Raw genomic sequence first — 17,841 nt, 5'->3', positions numbered from 1 at the left:
TAGATTTATTCTAACCATGAAACTAAGGATTTAAACATTGATTAAAAAGGACATTATTACACTTAAGGATCTACAAGCCGTTATTGCCTTGTTTGACGCCATAGCACCAGATGCCGCTTTACCTAAGCGTTATTATGAAAAAACCCGCTATATCCAGTGGTCAGAATTTAAAGACATGCAGGTATATGCACTCGACTTTGAGCCCTATTTAACGATTAGCCAGCGTTGTAATATGACGTATTTTGGCATACATCAAAGTACGCGACGTTTATACCTAGCACACTGTAATGATGCTGGCCACGCACCGCGCTGGGAAGCGAGACCAGTGACCTTAGCGCAACTGATGGATGTCGAGTTAATGGTGAATTTACATAAAAATCATGCCTATAACTTAGGGCTAAACATCTGTTTTGATCTGAACTACTTACTCTGATCTTTTGTATTAATGTACAAATTCGGATGACTAAATATCGGTGGTGGGCCAAGCAATATCAGTTGCTAAAATCAATCAATTTGAAATTATCAATGTCACCCGCAACGTTTTTCCAGTACCCGAATGCACAAGGACAACGGATCTGATTATGCTCGCTCGAGCCAAGAGTTAGCCGTTTGGTTCGCTCAAAACTAAGCTGTAGCGAAAGGATGTTTTGGTAAACCCTATACTTTCATAGTATTGCTGTGTGGCAATGCGCTGCATCGATGTAGTGAGTTCGAGTAACTGGCAATTCTCTTGCTTTCCCCTCTCTTTCGCAAAGGCAATCAACTGAGAGCCAACGCCCTGACCCCGCATGTCGGCATCCACCACAATTGCGGTTATACGACAGATACGACTCAAGGCGGGGAAATAATCAAAGAACATTAAGGCCATCACAGCGACAACTTGCAGGTCACCCTGCGCATTATGTTGCTCATACACCAGTAATTCATCACTGCGGCGCAAAGAGTCATGCTGATATTGGCTTAACGTCTGGGCTAAAGCGGCATGGGGCAAAGAATAACCGAGTTGCTCAAGTAATACCTGCACACTATCTGTATCCTGTAAGCGGGCTAACCGAATGTTTTTATTCACCATGAGATACCATGCTGTAATCTGCCTAAAGTCAATGTCACTCGTACTGGGTTGCATAGTTTAGGTGACGGTGACGGTGACGGTGACGAAGCAATAGTCCAACGACATTGCCATCTCACGCAGCAAAAATCAAAATAAACCCGACAAAGGCACAACCCCATATTTGCAATGCGATGTAATGCGTTAAAATTCACCACTTAATAGCCGTCAGTCAGCAAAACCTTGCACTCATAGGGTCAAGAAAACTAAGATGACAGCGGCTGTACTATAGGATGATATTCGTATTGCCACAGGCCGATGTCATCCGATTTTGCTCACTTTGAGGAATCACTCACAATGTCTAAGATCAACCTGCTTTTGCTGTGCGGCGGCGGAAGTGCCGAACACGATATTTCACTCATGTCGGCCAATTATTTTGAAACCTCACTGGCAAAATCCGAGCAGTTTTGTGTATTGCGAGTCGAACTGGATAAATTTGGTCAATACCGCACCGCTGCGGGTGATGATTGTGAACTGACCAATAGCCGTGAAATTCGCTTCCGCGATGAGAGCAAAGCCCCATGGCCGGTCGATTACGTCATTCCCTGCATTCATGGCTATCCCGGCGAAACAGGTGACATTCAATCCTATTTTAACCTAATCCAACTGCCCTATTTTGGCTGTGAATCCGAGGCTAGCAGTAACTGCTTTAATAAGATCACCGCTAAAATGTGGTTCTCGGCCTTAGGTATTCCGAATACCCCGTATATTTTCCTAAACCAATTCGATGATGCAGCAATAGAGCAAACCCAAGCCGCATTAGCACTATGGGGATCCATCTTTGTCAAAGCGGCCTCACAGGGTTCCTCTGTTGGTTGTTATAAAGTCGATGACAACGATAAAGTCGCTGACGTGCTTAAAGATGCTTTCGGCTATGCGCCCTATGTTATCGTTGAAAAAACCATTAAAGCCCGTGAGTTAGAAGTCGCAGTATACGAATACAACGGTGAAGTGGTGGCGACAGTACCAGGTGAAATCATCTGTGATACCAACACCTTCTACACCTTCGATGAGAAATACGCCAAAAACAGTAAAGCACGCACCGATGTGGTGGCACAGCATGTGTCAGCTGAGATCAGTGAACAAATCCGCGCCTATGCAATCAAGGCATTTAAAGGCATGAAATTGCGTCACCTGTCGCGCATCGACTTTTTCTTAACCGCGGACAATGAAATTTTACTAAATGAAATCAATACCTTCCCAGGTTCTACGCCGATTTCTATGTTCCCCAAAATGCTGCAAAATCACGGTCATGACTTTACTGAATACTTGAGTCTAGTGATTAACAACCAGATAACCGCTAAATCTTAGCGCTCGCCACCTGACTCAATGTAAACTCAGAGACTCAGTGCAGCACCTGTTTTCAGTAATAAAAAGAGCGCCTCTGCGCTCTTTTTATTTATTATTTTTCAATGTTTTATATCTAAAACTTGAATTATTACCTTACATCTAAACCCAATATCAAAATCAGACTGTCACTAATTAAGCCGCCCTCACATCTAGGTCAAACATCAAGGTCAAACGTCAAAACCCTTATGCAGCTCAGCTTGCTTTGCCAACAGGGCAAAGAATGCAGCTTTGGGCATAGGCTTATAAAATAAATATCCTTGAATTTCTTGAATATGATTCGCCATTACAAATTTAAGCTGGGACTCAGTTTCTACCCCTTCTGCCGTCACAGTTAAATCTAACGCATGGCTTAAACGCACTATGGCCTCCACCAACGCTTCGTGACGTTTGCCTTCATCTAATCTGTCGATAAAGCTCTTATCGATTTTAATTTGATCGATAGGAAAATTAGCTAAATAAGATAGAGATGAGTAACCCGTCCCAAAATCATCTAAGGAGATTTTAATCCCTTTAACTCGCAAACCATTAAGTACATCAATAAGATACGTATGCTGCTTCATCAATAAAGATTCAGTGATCTCAAGGGTTAATCTGTCATAAGGGAAATCTGTCACCTCAAGTTGCTCGGTAATCGCAGCAAAGGATTCCACAAAGGCATCTTGTAGTTCATGGGACCAAAACTCAAAAGTCGAGACATTCACCGATAAATTAATGGGCCAATTTCGTTCCTGCATCTCTAAAATAGTCTGCATAGCACCAAGGCGAACATCTCGACCAATATCAACGATTAAACCACTGTTCTCAGCGATGGGAATAAATTCATCGGGTGGAATAAACGTTCCCTCATGCTGCCAGCGCAGCAGCACTTCAGCACGGACAATCAAGCCTGTGGTCGCATTGACTATGGGTTGGTAATAAAGCTCGAAGGTATGCTGATCTAATGCCTGCTTAAGCTGATTATGAAGGCTAGCAACACGCTCGGCATTTAGCTGCATTTGTTCAGTAAAAAAATGATATCGATTGCGACCATTTGCCTTAGAAATATACATGGCCTGATCGGCACAATTTAACAACTGTTCAAGATCGAGGGCATCTTCAGGAAAACGTGCAATCCCTATACTTACCGAGCTATAAACGCCTTTTCCATCGGCTAGCACATAATGTTTTGCCACATTTTTGTTAATTGTATCTGCAATTTGTGCCAATTCTTTCTGGTTAACAACCCCAGGTAATAGCAAGGCAAACTCATCCCCTCCTAAGCGTGCAAACACCATAGTGTCATCGACACACTCGCTGATCTGTTTAACCACTTGCACTAACAGTGCATCACCTTTGTCATGGCCATGGGTGTCGTTAACTTGCTTAAAGTTATCTAAATCCATCAACATAAAACTAAAGCCGGGAGTCAAACTGTCGGAAGTAATTAACGCTTGGATCTGCTTGAATAACGCATTGCGGTTAGCAAGTCCGGTAAGAGAGTCATTATTGGCCTGATACTTAATTAGCTGCGCCGCTTTCTTACGTTCACTAATATCTGAAAATAGCCATGCAAAACAGGGTTGCTGACCATTGGACTCTCGGAAGGTCGTGACGATAAGGTCAAGATAAAACTCCTCACCATTTCCCCTAAGACCCACCAACTCACCCTGCCACATTCTGTCCTGAGCTAAATGCTCAAATAACCCCACTAATTCATTAGATTGGGATGATGCTAAAAAAATCTTAGGATGAAAGCTAGCAATATCAGTATCTTGATGGATAACTATATGTCTGAAAGCAGGATTAGCATAGAGAACTGCATCGTCAGAATTGGAAATAACCAGAGCAAGGGGTAACCGGTCAAAAATTTTCACAGCTAAATGCTGAAATTCCATTGCACGACTGCGTTCAATGGCTAAACTCGCCAGTCTTGCCGCCTCTGAAATGAGTTCTAAATCCTGTTCTGTTGGGGACTTTATCGTATCATAATACATGGCAAATGTGCCTAGCACTTTACCATGAGTATCTTTGATAGGTTCTGACCAGCAAGATTTAAGACCTGCACGTAATGGTAGTTCTTTATAATTAACCCAGTAAGGATGTTGAGCGATATCTTCAACGATAACACGCTGCGCATAATAGGCTGCCGTGCCACAAGAACCCACGTTGGGGCCAATTTCGACACCATTAATGGCTTGATTGTAACTGTCGGGTAAATTGGGTGCGGCACCTAATAACAGACGTTTACCGTCAGCACTGAGCAGTAACACAGACCCTCTGGTTCCTACTTTTTGAGCTTCGATTTTTAAGACTAAGGCGTGCAATATTTCATGTAGCGGTGCGCCATTAAGCAGCATAGAAAGAATACTGCTATAACAAGCTATGCTGACATTGTGGGCGAGTTTAACGTCTGCATGATCGAGCAGATCTGGAAGGTTAACGCCGTACGCCATAATTTCCTTAAGAGCAAAGTTGCAATATAAATACTGATTAACATTGTTAAATATTTATAACTTATAAGAAATTCTAGGCACTAATGTTAATTAAGTAAACCCTTTACCTGCGCGGTAAAAGGTTTACTTTAGTCTAAAAAGCAATGCTTTATTCTTGAATACGTTCAAGTTTGGCAAGGTAAAAGCCATCAAAACCGCTATCGGCTGGGCTGATACTTTCATCCTCAATCAGGCGAAAGTTGGGGTTCTCGGCTAAAAACGCATCCACTTGACCGCGGTTCTCGCAAGGGAAGATAGAACAAGTCGCATAGACGACTATGCCACCGACTTTGACCATGCGGCTATAACTGCTCAAAATGTGTTTTTGCAGTTCCATTAACACGGGTAAACGCTCTACGGTATCACGCCATTTTGCATCGGGATTACGCTTTAATACACCCAAACCAGAGCAAGGCACATCAAGCAATACTCTATCGGCACTGAGCTTTAAGCGTTTAATGGTTTTACTGCTGGCGATAACACGGGTTTCGACATTGTGTGCCCCATTACGACGGGCGCGTTCCTTAAGTTTGTCGAGTTTCCATTGCTCCACATCCATGGCCAACAAGCGTCCTTTACCCTGCATTTGCGCAGCTATGTGTAAGGTTTTACCGCCCGCGCCTGCGCAAGCGTCAATAACTTTCATGCCTGGCTTGGCATCAAGCGCCGCAGCTACGCGCTGAGAGCCCGCATCCTGCTGCTCGAATAAGCCATCTTTAAAGCTTTGGGTACGGAACAAGGCTGAATCGGAGGTCACTTCAAGGGCTGAATCGACCCCATCAACACAGAGCGTGCTCACAAACTCGGCAGCAAGCTTAGCGGCCAGTTCATCACGAGTCACCTTAAGGCCGTTAGCGCGTAAAAAACGTTTCGGCGCAGTACTTAACGCGGCGCGCTCTTTTTCCCAAGACTCACCTAGTTGCTCACGGCCCATAACATCGAGCCACTCAGGGCAACCATCCCACAACACAGGCTTAGTTTTCGCTTGCTCGATACGCTCAGCTAAACGCACCTCATCAACTTGCAGCGAATATTGCATTTTAGGCAATTCAAGCCCGTGGAATAAATGCCAGGCATTAAGCAATTTAGAGCCAAAACGCTCCATCTCATCTGGGCTGATTTCCGCCAGATAACAATATAAATTTAAACGACGTAGGATATCACCCGTCGTTAATGCGATACGCGCCTGTTCGGCGGGTACCAATTGCAACCCAGAAAAATGCTGAGAATAGGCCCGATCTAAGGGTTTTCCTTGGCTCAGCACCATAGTTAAGATACTGATCACTAATTCGTTCGAGCTGGCAGAAAGCGGAGAATTCAACATTTAAAAGGTCACCATGAATGATAAAACCGGAGGATCATAGGAGGTCAGGCCCTAATACGCAAGCGCGCTGGCGCCGAGTTAAGGTTAAAGCCATAAAAAAAGCGATCCTAAGATCGCTTTTTTGCCACAGTCAGTTTAATCCATTACATTTTTGAGCCTTTAGCCCCGTAGAACAGGATAAAACCATAACAAATCACGGGCAGAATAAAGGCAAGCTGAACGCCAAGATTATCCGCTAACATGCCTTGGAATAAAGGCAAAATCGCGCCGCCCACAATCGCCAAACACAGAATGCCACTGCCCTGTGAAGTGTGTGGACCTAAATCACGAAGCGCTAAGCTGAAGATCGTTGGGAACATAATCGAGTTAAATAACCCCACCCCAAGGATTGCCCACATGGCAATGCTGCCACTGGTTGTCATCGCTGCAACCACAAGTAGCGCCGCCATAAAAGCATTAAATGCAAGTACTGAGCCTGCCGGTACTTTTTGCATCACCACAGAGCCAATGAAACGTCCCACCATAGCGCCGCCCCAATAATAGGCGATGTAATGGGCGGCTTCGGCTTCTGGCATACCGGCAATATGGCTTTCACCTAAGAAGCTGACTAAGAAGCTACCGATAGACACTTCTGCGCCGACATACACGAAAATACCCACAGCGCCGAGCACTAAGTGCTTGCTTTGTAAGGCACTGGTTTTACCTAGATGGGTCTGAACTTCACCTTGAACACTTTCATCATGCTCACGGATCACAGGTAAATCTAACTTCGCAAAAATCAGCGCTAAAATTGCCAAGGCGCCAGAAAGTAACAGGTATGGCAGTTTAACCACTTCTGCTTCAGCGCTCGCTTGGGCTAAATCGCCTGATACTGAACTGGCGACAGAAAGAATTAACATAGCACCAAAAAACGGCGCAACCGTTGTGCCTAAGGCGTTGAACGCTTGCGTTAAATTCAAACGACTCGACGCAGTTTCGCGACTGCCTAAGGCATTGACATAAGGATTGGCTGCCACTTGCAGGATTGTGATGCCGGATGCCAAAACAAATAATGCACCGAGGAACAAGTTGTAAGTAGCGAGGGCCGCCGCAGGATAAAACAGCGCACAACCAATACTTGCAATCACGAGACCTGTAACAATTCCCTTTTGATAACCCAGCTTTTTCACTAAGTTACCCGCAGGGATTGAGACTAGAAAATAAGCACCGAAGAAACAAAACTGGATCAACATGGCTTGAGTATAATTCAGTGAAAACACCGCTTTAAGATGCGGGATCAGAATATCGTTCAAGCAGGTGATAAAACCCCACATAAAAAACAGTGAAGTCAATGAGATCAAGGCAAAACGATAACTGCCCGACCCATTTTCGCCAGTGCTGCTCGTGTAGCTACCGGTATTAATTGATGACGCCATAGTTATTCTCTCTGTATGTTTTTATTATCAGGAACTAATTAAGGTTACATTCCCCATGGTGCCCGTGGGCGGGTTTATATCGAACTGTGGGCTTGGGATCCCGTATCTATAACACTTCAACCGAATAAAAATGAATCATTTTCACTTTAACACTGCATAAAAGCTGGTAAATGCCGAAAACTTCAGCTGATTGTGTTCTATTTGTGCGGTTTTAAGGCCGTGTCCCGTCAGCGACTCACTGATTTCAAATGCAGAGAAATCAAACTCGACCTCGGTATCACCTAAATTGAATCCCACGAGCACTTTTATATCGCCTAAGGTGCGAACAAAGGCCAAAATGGGCTCCTTTGTATCAACAAATTTAATATCACCTTCAACTAACACTGGGTGTAACTTACGCCAAGCCAGAAAACGTCGATAACCATTGAGCATAGAATCAGCATCAGATTCTTGTAGATCCACAGCTAACGCTTGGTGCGCAGGTGCAATTGGCAGCCAAGGAGAAACATCACTAAAACCACTAAAGTCAGCGCCTTGCTGCCACGGCATTGGCGTACGGCAACCATCACGCCCCTTAAACATAGGCCAAAATGTTTTGCCAAAGGGATCTTGCAGCTCATGATATTCAATTGGCGCCTCAGTTAGACCGAGTTCTTCACCTTGATAACTACATATACTGCCGCGCAGCGAACTTAGCATGGCATTGAGCATTTTGACCATGTCTGAATTCTGCTTACCTTGCCCCCAACGACTCGCTACGCGCTGCACATCATGATTGCCGATAGCCCAACATGGCCAGCCATCACCTATGCTCGCTTCCAAAGCCTCTACGGTTTGGCGAATATAACTTGCGCTGTAATCATCAGTCAGCAGCTCAAAACTGTAGGCCATATGCAGGCGATCTTCGCCCTTAGTGTAGGCAGCCATTACAGCCAAAGAATCTTCGGCAGAGACTTCGCCTAAGGTCACCGCTCCTGGATAGCGATTGATGAGCTTTCGTAAATCTTCAATAAAAGCGATGGTTTGCGGACGGTCATTATTGTAGTAATGGTATTGATATGCGTAAGGGTTATCTTCACTGAAACCACGGCCCTGACGTTTATCCTTAGGTTTTGCCGGATTATCCCTGAGCAGTTCATCGTGATAACAGAAGGTAATGGCATCTAAGCGGAAGCCATCTACCCCCTTTTTAAGCCAAAATTCAACGTTATCCAGCACAGCTTGGCGCACTTCGGGATGATGGAAATTAATATCGGGCTGACTACGCAGGAAGTTATGTAAATAGTATTGCTGTCTGCGCGGTTCCCACTCCCAAGCACAACCGCCAAAAATCGCGAGCCAGTTGTTAGGCGCTGTACCGTCTTCCTTAGGATCTGCCCACACATACCAATCCGCCTTGGGATTCGAACGGTTTTCGCGGCTCTCGATAAACCACGCATGTTGGTCCGAGGTATGACTTAATACTTGATCAATAATGACCTTAATACCTAAACCGTGGGCTTTTTCAATCAATTCATCGAAATCATGCATAGTGCCAAAAAGAGGGTCAATTTCACGGTAATCACTGATGTCGTAGCCAAAATCTGCCATAGGAGATTTAAAGAAAGGTGAAATCCAGATGGCATCGACATTGAGACTCGCAATGTAATCCAGCTTTATGATAATGCCGCGTAAATCCCCGACGCCGTCACCATCGGTATCTAAAAGGCTACGCGGATAAATTTGGTAAATCACAGCACCACGCCACCACGTTAACTCACTCATTGTTGCCCCTTTATCATTATTCTACAGCGAACTTTCCCTAACACACTCAAGCAAACAGTTATCGTTTTGTTACTGCAGAGTAAAGTCATCGCGGCTTCTTTTGTGTTACCGAGCATACGTGAAGAGGGAAATAAGGTTCAATACACCTGCATACGTATGCAGAAGATGCAGCCAATAGTCACATGGCATCACAATGAAATTTACTTTTTAGTAACAGTCACTTGATTACAAAATAAAATCATTTTATTCCCTGAGTTCACCCTCTATCACAGTCTATTCTTAACTCTGCTAGGTATTGAATACGTATGCACTCTGTTGTTCAGCTAAGAAACTCGGGAGTAGTATCTTCACCGTTGCATAACAATTTGGTCATAAACGCAGCACTTATGCAGTCAATTAAGCGCCCATATACCAAAAAAAGGCCGCAAAAATAACGCGGTGATAACGATAAAACGCTCTACAAAGCGATAAAGCGACTCCAAGGGGAAGAGAGATATGATGCGATTTAAACCCAGTTTGCTAACCTTAGCGCTCATCGCCGCAGGTGCCAGTATGCACTCCTATGCGGCAGATGAAGTGACCACAGATAAGGAAGCAAAAGCAAAAGAAGCTGCTATTGAGGTTATTGAAGTTAAAGGCTTTAGAACCAGTGTCATCAAATCACTAAATGATAAACGCTTTGGAGATACCGTCTCTGAATCGATTTCAGCAGATGATCTTGGCGCCCTTCCCGATCAGTCAATCGCTGATGCACTGACTCGCTTACCAGGCGTGACCGCAGTGCGCACTGGTGGACAAGCAAGCGGCCTCAATATTCGAGGTCTTGATGGTGATTTCGTCTTTGCAACGCTTAATGGACACGAACAAGTGACAACGGGCGGTAAACGCGCGATTGAGTTTGACCAATATCCATCCGAATTAATTAGTCAAGCCGCCGTCTATAAAACACCAAAAGCCTCGCTGATTGAAGGTGGCGTCGCCGGTACGGTAGAATTAAAAACCGCAGATCCCTTAAAAAGCGACAAAGACCAATCATTTAATATCAATGCTCGCGGCAGTTTTAATGACAGAGCGGATGAGATTTCCGATGCCGATCAATATGGCAACCGTCTTAGCTTTGCCTATCAAGGCAAATTCCTTGAAGATACACTCGGTGTGGCGCTAGGCTATGCCCATTTGTACCAACCTTATGTTGCCAGTCAATTCATTGGTTTACGTTTCAACGACGATAAAAAAGATGTCAATGGCGACGGTGCTGCCGAATCAATCAGTGAAGGTTTTGAGTTACAGCAAAAAGGCGGTGATGATACACGTGATGGTTATATGGCGGCTATCCATTGGCAACCAACAGACAATCTCAGTGTAAAAAGTGATTTATTCCATTCAAAATTCACTTCCGAAAACTTTGCCCGAGGCTTTCGCGTTAAGTCATTAAAAAACGGTACTATTAGTGATGCGGTTGTCGAAAATGGTTCTATGACAGGCGGAACGGTATCAACTGATGGTACTGATAACTTTGCCGTTTTTGTTATCAATGATAACGACTCAAAATATTCAGAACTGACATCAGGCTCAGTCAATATTGAGTGGAACAATGGCGGCGCATTAACTGTCGCAGGTGATGTGAGCTATTCAAAAGCCGATGGTGAGTTCGTCAACGGCGGCACTCGTGCCGTTTTATATGATGATATAGGTAATGAAATACGCTCAGCCGAATCAATTAATTATCAACTACATGGTTTAAGCCCAGCCGATGTCAGCTTTTCAAACGACTATACCAATACCGCTACCTTGGGTTTAAAAGAAGTGGGTATGTGGCCATACGATCAACAAAATGATCTTGTCGCTTACAAGTTAGACTTTAACTATGCATTAGATTCTGGTTTCTTAACTTCAATTGATTTTGGTCTGCGCTACTCAGAACGTGAGTTTAATGCGCAACGTTCACAAGCCGGTTATGGTTTTGAATTTGGTAAAAACCCAACTAACCAGCCGGTGCTTCAAATGAACACTGACATGACAAATGTCGTCAACTTTGGCGGTGAATTATCAGGCTACCCTAACTTCCTTTCCGTTGATTTTAACAAAGCCATTGAGCTGGTTAACGCGCAGTTAGCGGCAACAGGACAATCCCCTTTCACCCCGACAGCAAATTGGTCTAATAACTGGACCATGATCCAAAGCGGTTCGGTCAATGAAGATGTATTAGCTGGCTATGTCCAAGGTAATCTCGAGTTTGACTTAGGCGATATGAAAGTCACGGGTAACGTGGGCGTGCGTGTTGTTCAAACAGATCAAAGCAGTAAAGGTCTACAACAAGTTGGCTATGGTCTAGGTGAAGCGATTACTGATGAACTTGGCGTGATCAGTACCGATTATATCCGTAACGAGATAGGTAAAACCTATACCGATTATTTACCGTCACTCAACTTAACTTTCCACCTCACTGAAAATGATCAACTGCGCTTTGCTGCAGCATCTGTGATGTCACGTCCTCCAATCGACAAGCTAAAGTCAGGCATGGGATCTTGGTATGACGATTCTGCTACACCGGGATACAAAAAATACAATGCTTGGGGTAACACCAGTCCTCTACTCGATCCGTTTTATGCAGATCAATACGACTTATCTTACGAGCACTATTTTGAAGATTCTGAAGGTGCGGTTGTCGTAGCCTTGTTCTACAAAGATATTAAATCCTTTATCAACAACTTTACAATCCAACCATTTGATTTTGAAGGTAATGGATTTATCGTCCCCGATACTATTATCGATAATGGTGTTGAATTCCCAGTAGTGAAAGATGAAGGTCAATATCAAACTGCGATCAACAACGACAATGGCGGCTACATTCGTGGTGTTGAGTTAGGTTATACCCAAGTCTTTGATTTCCTACCATCGCCACTCAGCGGTCTTGGCTTCACTGGCAGCTACTCGTATTCAGACAGTGAAGTGGAATTTACCACAGATTTAAGTGGTTCAAACTTAACCATTCCATTACCAGGTTTATCAGAAAGCGTACTCAACACCACCTTGTTCTATACTCTGGACGGTTTCGATACTCGCGTCAGCATGAGATATCGTAGCAGCTATGTTTCAGAACAAGTGGCTGTTGAATCACAACTTGCTTTCTTCGATGCCGAAACGATTGTGGATTATCAAGCTTCATACGCTCTGGAAAATGGACTTAAGTTCTTATTCCAAATTAATAACTTAACTGATGAACCGAACAAAACCTATTTTGGTGAAGAACATCAGACAGGAACAATCCAATACTTCGGTAGACAGTACTTCCTAGGGTTAAGTTACTCTTTATAAACTACCCCAAATAAAGCCTGCTTCAATTAAGAAGCAGGCTTTTGCTTATGTAGATTTCAGCATTTCTAACATTCATCATGCCAGCACGTTTTACTTATTTCTCTTTAAAAGGCTTACATTATGATCCGTCAAAACCTAATGATTGCGCTTTATTTATGCTTGGTTTGCTCTTCATTTAATACGGCCTATGCAAACACCTTTGAGCAAGATATATCGACGGACGTTAAGCTTGAACCCGCTTTTTGGTGGGCGGGAATGCAGAATCCTGAGTTACAGCTGATGCTGTATAGCCGCGAACTTCCAAGCTTACCGCAGCAGATTAAGGTTGATATACAAGGAAAAGGCATCGCACTTAAAAGCCTTGAGCACACTGATAACCCTCACTATCTGTTTATCAATTTAGATCTGACCCAAGCTGCGCCGCAAACCTTTGAGCTAATAATTTCCAACACTGACTCGGCTTCAAAAGCCGACACGCCTCTTTATCGCCTGCCCTATACGTTGCAAGGGCGTGCTAAGGGCAGCCGTGAGCGCCAAGGATTTAGCAATAAGGATGTGATTTACCTTATCACGCCGGACCGATTCGCCAATGGCGACACGAGTAATGACAATCAAGCCGATATGTTAGAGCAAGTCGCAGCTAACTCTCCCAGTAATCTCAACTATCCCGATGCTCGCCATGGCGGCGATATAGCAGGGATCAGCCAGCACTTAGCATATCTGGCAAAACTTGGCGTGACTCAGTTATGGATCAATCCGCTGCTTGAGAATAATCAAGCCCAGTATTCATACCACGGTTACTCAATTACCAATTTATACCGCGTCGATCCCCGCTTTGGCAGCAACGAAGATTATAAAGCCTTAGTCGCTAAGGCTAACAAGCTTGGCCTAGGGGTGATTAAAGATGTTGTGGTGAATCATATCGGCTCTAACCATTGGTGGCTCAACGATTTACCTAGCCAAGACTGGCTGAACGATGCCACAAAAACGCAGCTACATAATCGCAAATCCAAGCCTGACTTGATGCAGTCTGCCGATACTAAATCCAGTGCTATTAAATCCAGCGTTACCAGCCCCCGTTTCACCAGCCATAGGCGCACGACAGTGCAAGATCCCTACGCGGCAGCGCAAGATCATATTGATTTTGTCGACGGCTGGTTTACCGACACTATGCCAGATCTAAATCAAAGCAATCCAAAACTGGCAACCTATCTTATCCAAAACAGTATTTGGTGGGTCGAGTACGCAGGACTTTCGGGGATACGTGAAGATACTTACTCCTACGCCAACAAAGCATTTCTTGCTAAATGGTCTAAGGCCGTGATGGCTGAATACCCCCATTTTAATATTGTGGGTGAAGAATGGACCGCAAACCCCATCACAGTGTCCTATTGGCAAAAGGGCAAAATCAATGACGATGGTTATACCTCAGATTTACCCAGTTTGATGGACTTCCCGCTATACGAAAAATTGATTGCCAGCCTTAATGAGCCAGAAACCTGGGATACGGGTTTTATTAAGCTTTACGAGATGTTAGCCAACGATGTTGTGTATGCTGATCCCAGTAAGCTAGTGCTATTTGAAGGCAATCACGACACCAATCGTATCTTCAGTTTAGTGAAAGAAAATATAGACTTATACAAGATGGCCCTCACTTATGTGCTGACCGCCAAACGCATTCCGCAGCTGTTCTACGGTACAGAAGTGTTAATGACTAGCCCGACAGAAGGCCGTCACGATGGCGTTGTGCGCAGTGATTTCCCCGGCGGGTTTGCCAACAGTGCCACTAACGCCTTTACCGGCCAAGGGCTGAGTGAACCCCAGCGACAAGCACAGCAATTTGTCCGAACCCTACTGAATTACCGCAAACAATCCCCAGCGCTACAATCGGGCGACTTACTGCACTTTGTGCCGCAGGATGGCATCTATGTGCAATTTCGCTGCATATTAAATGTGCCATTATCAGCTGAACAGACAGCTGAAGTACTTAAGTCACTAACTCAACACAATTCTCCAACCCAACACAATGCCTGTACTCAGCCCTCAGCCGATAAAGTCATGTTGATTTACAATAAAAATGACAAAGCAGTCACGCTAGATGTAAACCGCTTTGCCAGTGTACTTGGCGATAACCGCGCCGCTACAGATATTATCAGTGGCAACACAGTTTCACTCAATCAAGCGCTAGCATTGCCCCACGCAGGTGTCACTATCCTTGAGCTTAAAGCCAGACCGCAGCTAAATACTGGCTTACCTAGCCGTCAAACCTCTAATTACATGAGTTACTCAGCTAGCGATTTAACTCAGGCTCAAACAACTCACCCAATCAAAAACTCAACCCTAAAAGGAATTCAGTCTTGAGCTTTTTATCGCCTATCTATTCCCGAGTGACTCAGTGCCCTGAAGAGGCTAAATTTCCCATAGTGGCTTTACTTATAACCAAAGCGGCAAAAACCCAGCAGCGCCGACAGTCATCACTCAGCTTATGTTTAAACGCTCTATTCAGTACCTCTTTATTAACTGCCTCGCTTTTTAGCGTCTCGACCAATGCAAATACATCGATGCAGGCGCTTGATAATGAGTTACTGCCAAAGTCTGAGAGTGAGGTTATGACGCTTAAACCTGTGGTGTATCAAATCTTTACTCGCCTTTATGGCAATAAAAATCCAACCAACAAACCTTGGGGCACGATTGCCGACAATGGCATCGGCAAGTTTAATGATATCAATGATATTGCACTCAATAGCATCAAGGACCTAGGCGTTACCCATGTGTGGTACACGGGCGTTCCCCACCATGCCTTGATTGGTGATTACAGCGCGATTGGCGTGAGTGCAGATGATCCCGATGTGGTAAAAGGCCGTGCGGGCTCACCCTACGCAGTCAAAGATTACTACAACGTCAATCCAGATCTGGCGGTCAATCCCGCCAACCGTTTAGCCGAGTTCGAAGCGCTCATTGCCCGTACCCATCACCACGGCTTAAAGGTGATTATCGATATCGTGCCAAACCATGTGGCGCGCCATTATCAATCCGTTAATAAACCCCAAGGCGTGCGCGATTTTGGCGAAGATGATGATACCAGTCTGGAGTATGCCAAAAATAATAACTTCTATTACGTCGTTGATAAAGTTGATGTTAATAATGGCTTCGAGAGGGCAAAGGGAAAAGCGCATACCTTTGAAGTGCCAAGCCTACCCGCAAATCTTAAACCGCTGGGCGGAGAAGCTCACCCATTAAGTGACGGAAAATTCAACGAATTTCCCGCAAAATGGACTGGCAATGGCTCACGCTTAGCCAAGCCCGATGCCAATGATTGGTACGAAACAGTAAAAATCAATTACGGCGTACGCCCCGATGGCACCTATGACTTCCCTCGCCTGCCAGCCAATTTCGCCACTTTAACGCAGGCGCAGCATTACGCTTTTTGGCAACAACACTTAGCCGAGCTCCCAAGCTCTTGGATTAAATTCAATCAGATTGCGCAATACTGGCTAGCGAAAGGGGTCGATGGCTTTCGCTATGATATGGCCGAAATGGTGCCAGTGGAGTTTTGGAGCTATCTCAACAGCCAGATAAAACACACAAATCCCGATGCCTTTATCTTAGCCGAGGTCTATAACCCTAACTTGTACCGAGATTATATTCAGCTTGGCAAAATGGATTATCTGTACGATAAGGTCGATCTTTACGACACCCTAAAAGCCGTGATGGCGGGTAAAACCAGCACAGCTAATATCGCGGCAGATCAGGAAAAAGTGCACGATATTGAATCTCACATGCTGCACTTTTTAGAAAACCACGACGAGCAACGTATTGGTAATGCGGCATTTTTAGCATCGCTACACACAAATAAGCCCACGGCAACCCAAGCAGTGAATCCACACTATGCCCTACCCGCTATGGTAGTGTCGGCAACGATAGGCACTTCACCGACGTTAGTGTATTTTGGCCAAGAAGTGGGAGAAGAAGCCATCGACAACCCAGGATTTGGTCATGCATCACGCACCAGTATTTTTGACTATGTTGGCGTCCCCGCCCATCAGCGCTGGATGAACAATGGCAAGTTTGATGGTGGACAATCAACCGTAAAGGAAGTCACTTTGCGGGCTTATTATCAAAAATTACTGAACCTAAGCACAGGTAAAAATGTACCTGCACTTTTAGGAGAATATTACTCACTCGATGCCGCCAACCGCAGCGCACAAACCGCCACAATGGATACTCATGGCAGTGCAACGGGTTATGATGACAGCACTTTTGCCTTTGTGCGCTTTGAGGAAAATACAGCCAATAAAACGGGCCAAAAACTGATTATTGTGAATAACTTTAATCAAACCCAAGCAAAGCCATTATCCCTTAAGCTGCCAAAGCCACTTATCGACCAATGGCAGTTAACGGATGGGACCTATCCACTTAAGGATTTGCTGGAAGACAACAAAGCGCAGTTGGTTGTCAAACAAGGGGAAGGACAAGTTCAGATGCAACTTGCACCGCTGTCTTCAGCCATATTCGAGCTGGAAGATTAAACGAGCAAAAAGCCGAGGTGAGCTAAAAAGTGAAATCGACCGATAGCGTCACGCTAAACTGTGACGCTATCTTTTTTTAACCGTATACTCTCAAACTTTTCTATCTTATTTGATCACCCTTTAAAAATCACAAAGGAAAGCGATGTTACTCGGCATTCACCATGCAGCGATTATTTGCAGCGACTATCAAAAGTCCAAACACTTTTATGTAACCATTCTTGGCCTTACCGTGCTTGCAGAGCATTTCCGTGAGGCACGTAAGTCCTATAAACTTGATTTACAACTGGCCGATAAGAGTCAAATTGAGTTATTTTCATTCGATAATCCACCCAAACGACCAAGCTATCCCGAAGCCTGTGGACTTAGGCATCTCGCCTTTCGCGTAGCATCGATTGAAACCGCCATCGAACATCTTCATAGCCATCACATTACCGTTGAACCCGTCCGCATTGACGAATACACAGGCAGAAAATTCACCTTCTTTAGCGATCCCGACGGCTTACCCTTAGAGTTATATGAGCTATAGCACGAGTGAAATAAGGCAACATCGCAGCAATAAGAT

General features: G+C 44.6%; 11 protein-coding genes. 6 read left to right on the top strand and 5 right to left on the bottom strand.

Going from position 1 to position 17,841, the window contains the following annotated elements:
• Nucleotides 1-37: 37 nt before the first annotated feature.
• Entirely contained in the window at nucleotides 38-433 is a 396-nt protein-coding gene (locus tag HUB64_RS06925; RefSeq protein ID WP_217363085.1) for a hypothetical protein, read from the top strand.
• A 168-nt stretch (nucleotides 434-601) separates the two neighbouring features.
• Here HUB64_RS06925 and HUB64_RS06920 read toward each other — a convergent pair whose 3' ends face one another.
• Complete coding sequence (locus HUB64_RS06920; RefSeq protein WP_105252433.1) at nucleotides 602-1,072, bottom strand: GNAT family N-acetyltransferase; 471 nt, start codon at nucleotides 1,070-1,072, stop codon at nucleotides 602-604.
• A 333-nt stretch (nucleotides 1,073-1,405) separates the two neighbouring features.
• On the opposite strand from HUB64_RS06920, the gene HUB64_RS06915 reads away from it, so the two are divergent.
• Nucleotides 1,406-2,419 (top strand): D-alanine--D-alanine ligase, encoded by a 1,014-nt coding sequence (locus HUB64_RS06915; RefSeq protein ID WP_173496674.1) that lies wholly within the window; start codon nucleotides 1,406-1,408, stop codon nucleotides 2,417-2,419.
• A gap of 206 nt (nucleotides 2,420-2,625) precedes the next feature.
• Here HUB64_RS06915 and HUB64_RS06910 read toward each other — a convergent pair whose 3' ends face one another.
• From HUB64_RS06910 to HUB64_RS06895, 4 genes are all read right to left on the bottom strand, one after another.
• Nucleotides 2,626-4,890 (bottom strand): EAL domain-containing protein, encoded by a 2,265-nt coding sequence (locus HUB64_RS06910; protein ID WP_173496673.1) that lies wholly within the window; start codon nucleotides 4,888-4,890, stop codon nucleotides 2,626-2,628.
• Nucleotides 4,891-5,038: 148 nt separating this feature from the next.
• On the bottom strand, nucleotides 5,039-6,253 hold the full coding sequence (locus tag HUB64_RS06905; protein WP_131524969.1) for an RsmB/NOP family class I SAM-dependent RNA methyltransferase: 1,215 nt from the start codon (nucleotides 6,251-6,253) through the stop codon (nucleotides 5,039-5,041).
• Between the two features lie 143 nt (nucleotides 6,254-6,396).
• Nucleotides 6,397-7,668 carry a sugar MFS transporter gene (locus tag HUB64_RS06900; protein WP_173496672.1) on the bottom strand — a complete coding sequence of 424 codons (1,272 nt, stop codon included), beginning with the start codon at nucleotides 7,666-7,668 and terminating at the stop codon, nucleotides 6,397-6,399.
• Between the two features lie 141 nt (nucleotides 7,669-7,809).
• Complete coding sequence (locus HUB64_RS06895) at nucleotides 7,810-9,432, bottom strand: alpha-glucosidase family protein (protein WP_173496671.1); 1,623 nt, start codon at nucleotides 9,430-9,432, stop codon at nucleotides 7,810-7,812.
• A 495-nt stretch (nucleotides 9,433-9,927) separates the two neighbouring features.
• Between HUB64_RS06895 and HUB64_RS06890 the strand changes: the two genes are divergently transcribed.
• From HUB64_RS06890 to HUB64_RS06875, 4 genes are all read left to right on the top strand, one after another.
• Nucleotides 9,928-12,750: a TonB-dependent receptor gene (locus HUB64_RS06890; protein WP_173496670.1), complete on the top strand. Its 2,823-nt coding sequence runs from the start codon at nucleotides 9,928-9,930 to the stop codon at nucleotides 12,748-12,750.
• 120 nt (nucleotides 12,751-12,870) lie between these two features.
• Nucleotides 12,871-15,111, top strand: coding sequence for a glycoside hydrolase family 13 protein (locus HUB64_RS06885; RefSeq protein ID WP_254451401.1), 2,241 nt, complete (start codon nucleotides 12,871-12,873; stop codon nucleotides 15,109-15,111).
• A complete protein-coding gene (locus HUB64_RS06880) occupies nucleotides 15,108-17,279 on the top strand; it encodes an alpha-amylase family protein (RefSeq protein ID WP_173496669.1) in 2,172 nt (723 codons plus the stop codon). The genes HUB64_RS06885 and HUB64_RS06880 overlap by 4 nt, the downstream gene beginning before the upstream one ends.
• Before the next feature lie 142 nt (nucleotides 17,280-17,421).
• Nucleotides 17,422-17,805 (top strand): VOC family protein, encoded by a 384-nt coding sequence (locus HUB64_RS06875; RefSeq protein WP_113939623.1) that lies wholly within the window; start codon nucleotides 17,422-17,424, stop codon nucleotides 17,803-17,805.
• The last annotated feature ends 36 nt before the right edge of the window (nucleotides 17,806-17,841 follow it).

This window comes from Shewanella sp. ISTPL2 (genome assembly GCF_013283205.1).
Classification (GTDB): domain Bacteria; phylum Pseudomonadota; class Gammaproteobacteria; order Enterobacterales; family Shewanellaceae; genus Shewanella; species Shewanella oncorhynchi.
Note: the sequence above shows the minus strand (reverse complement) of the source record. Positions and strands in the feature narration are given on the sequence as shown.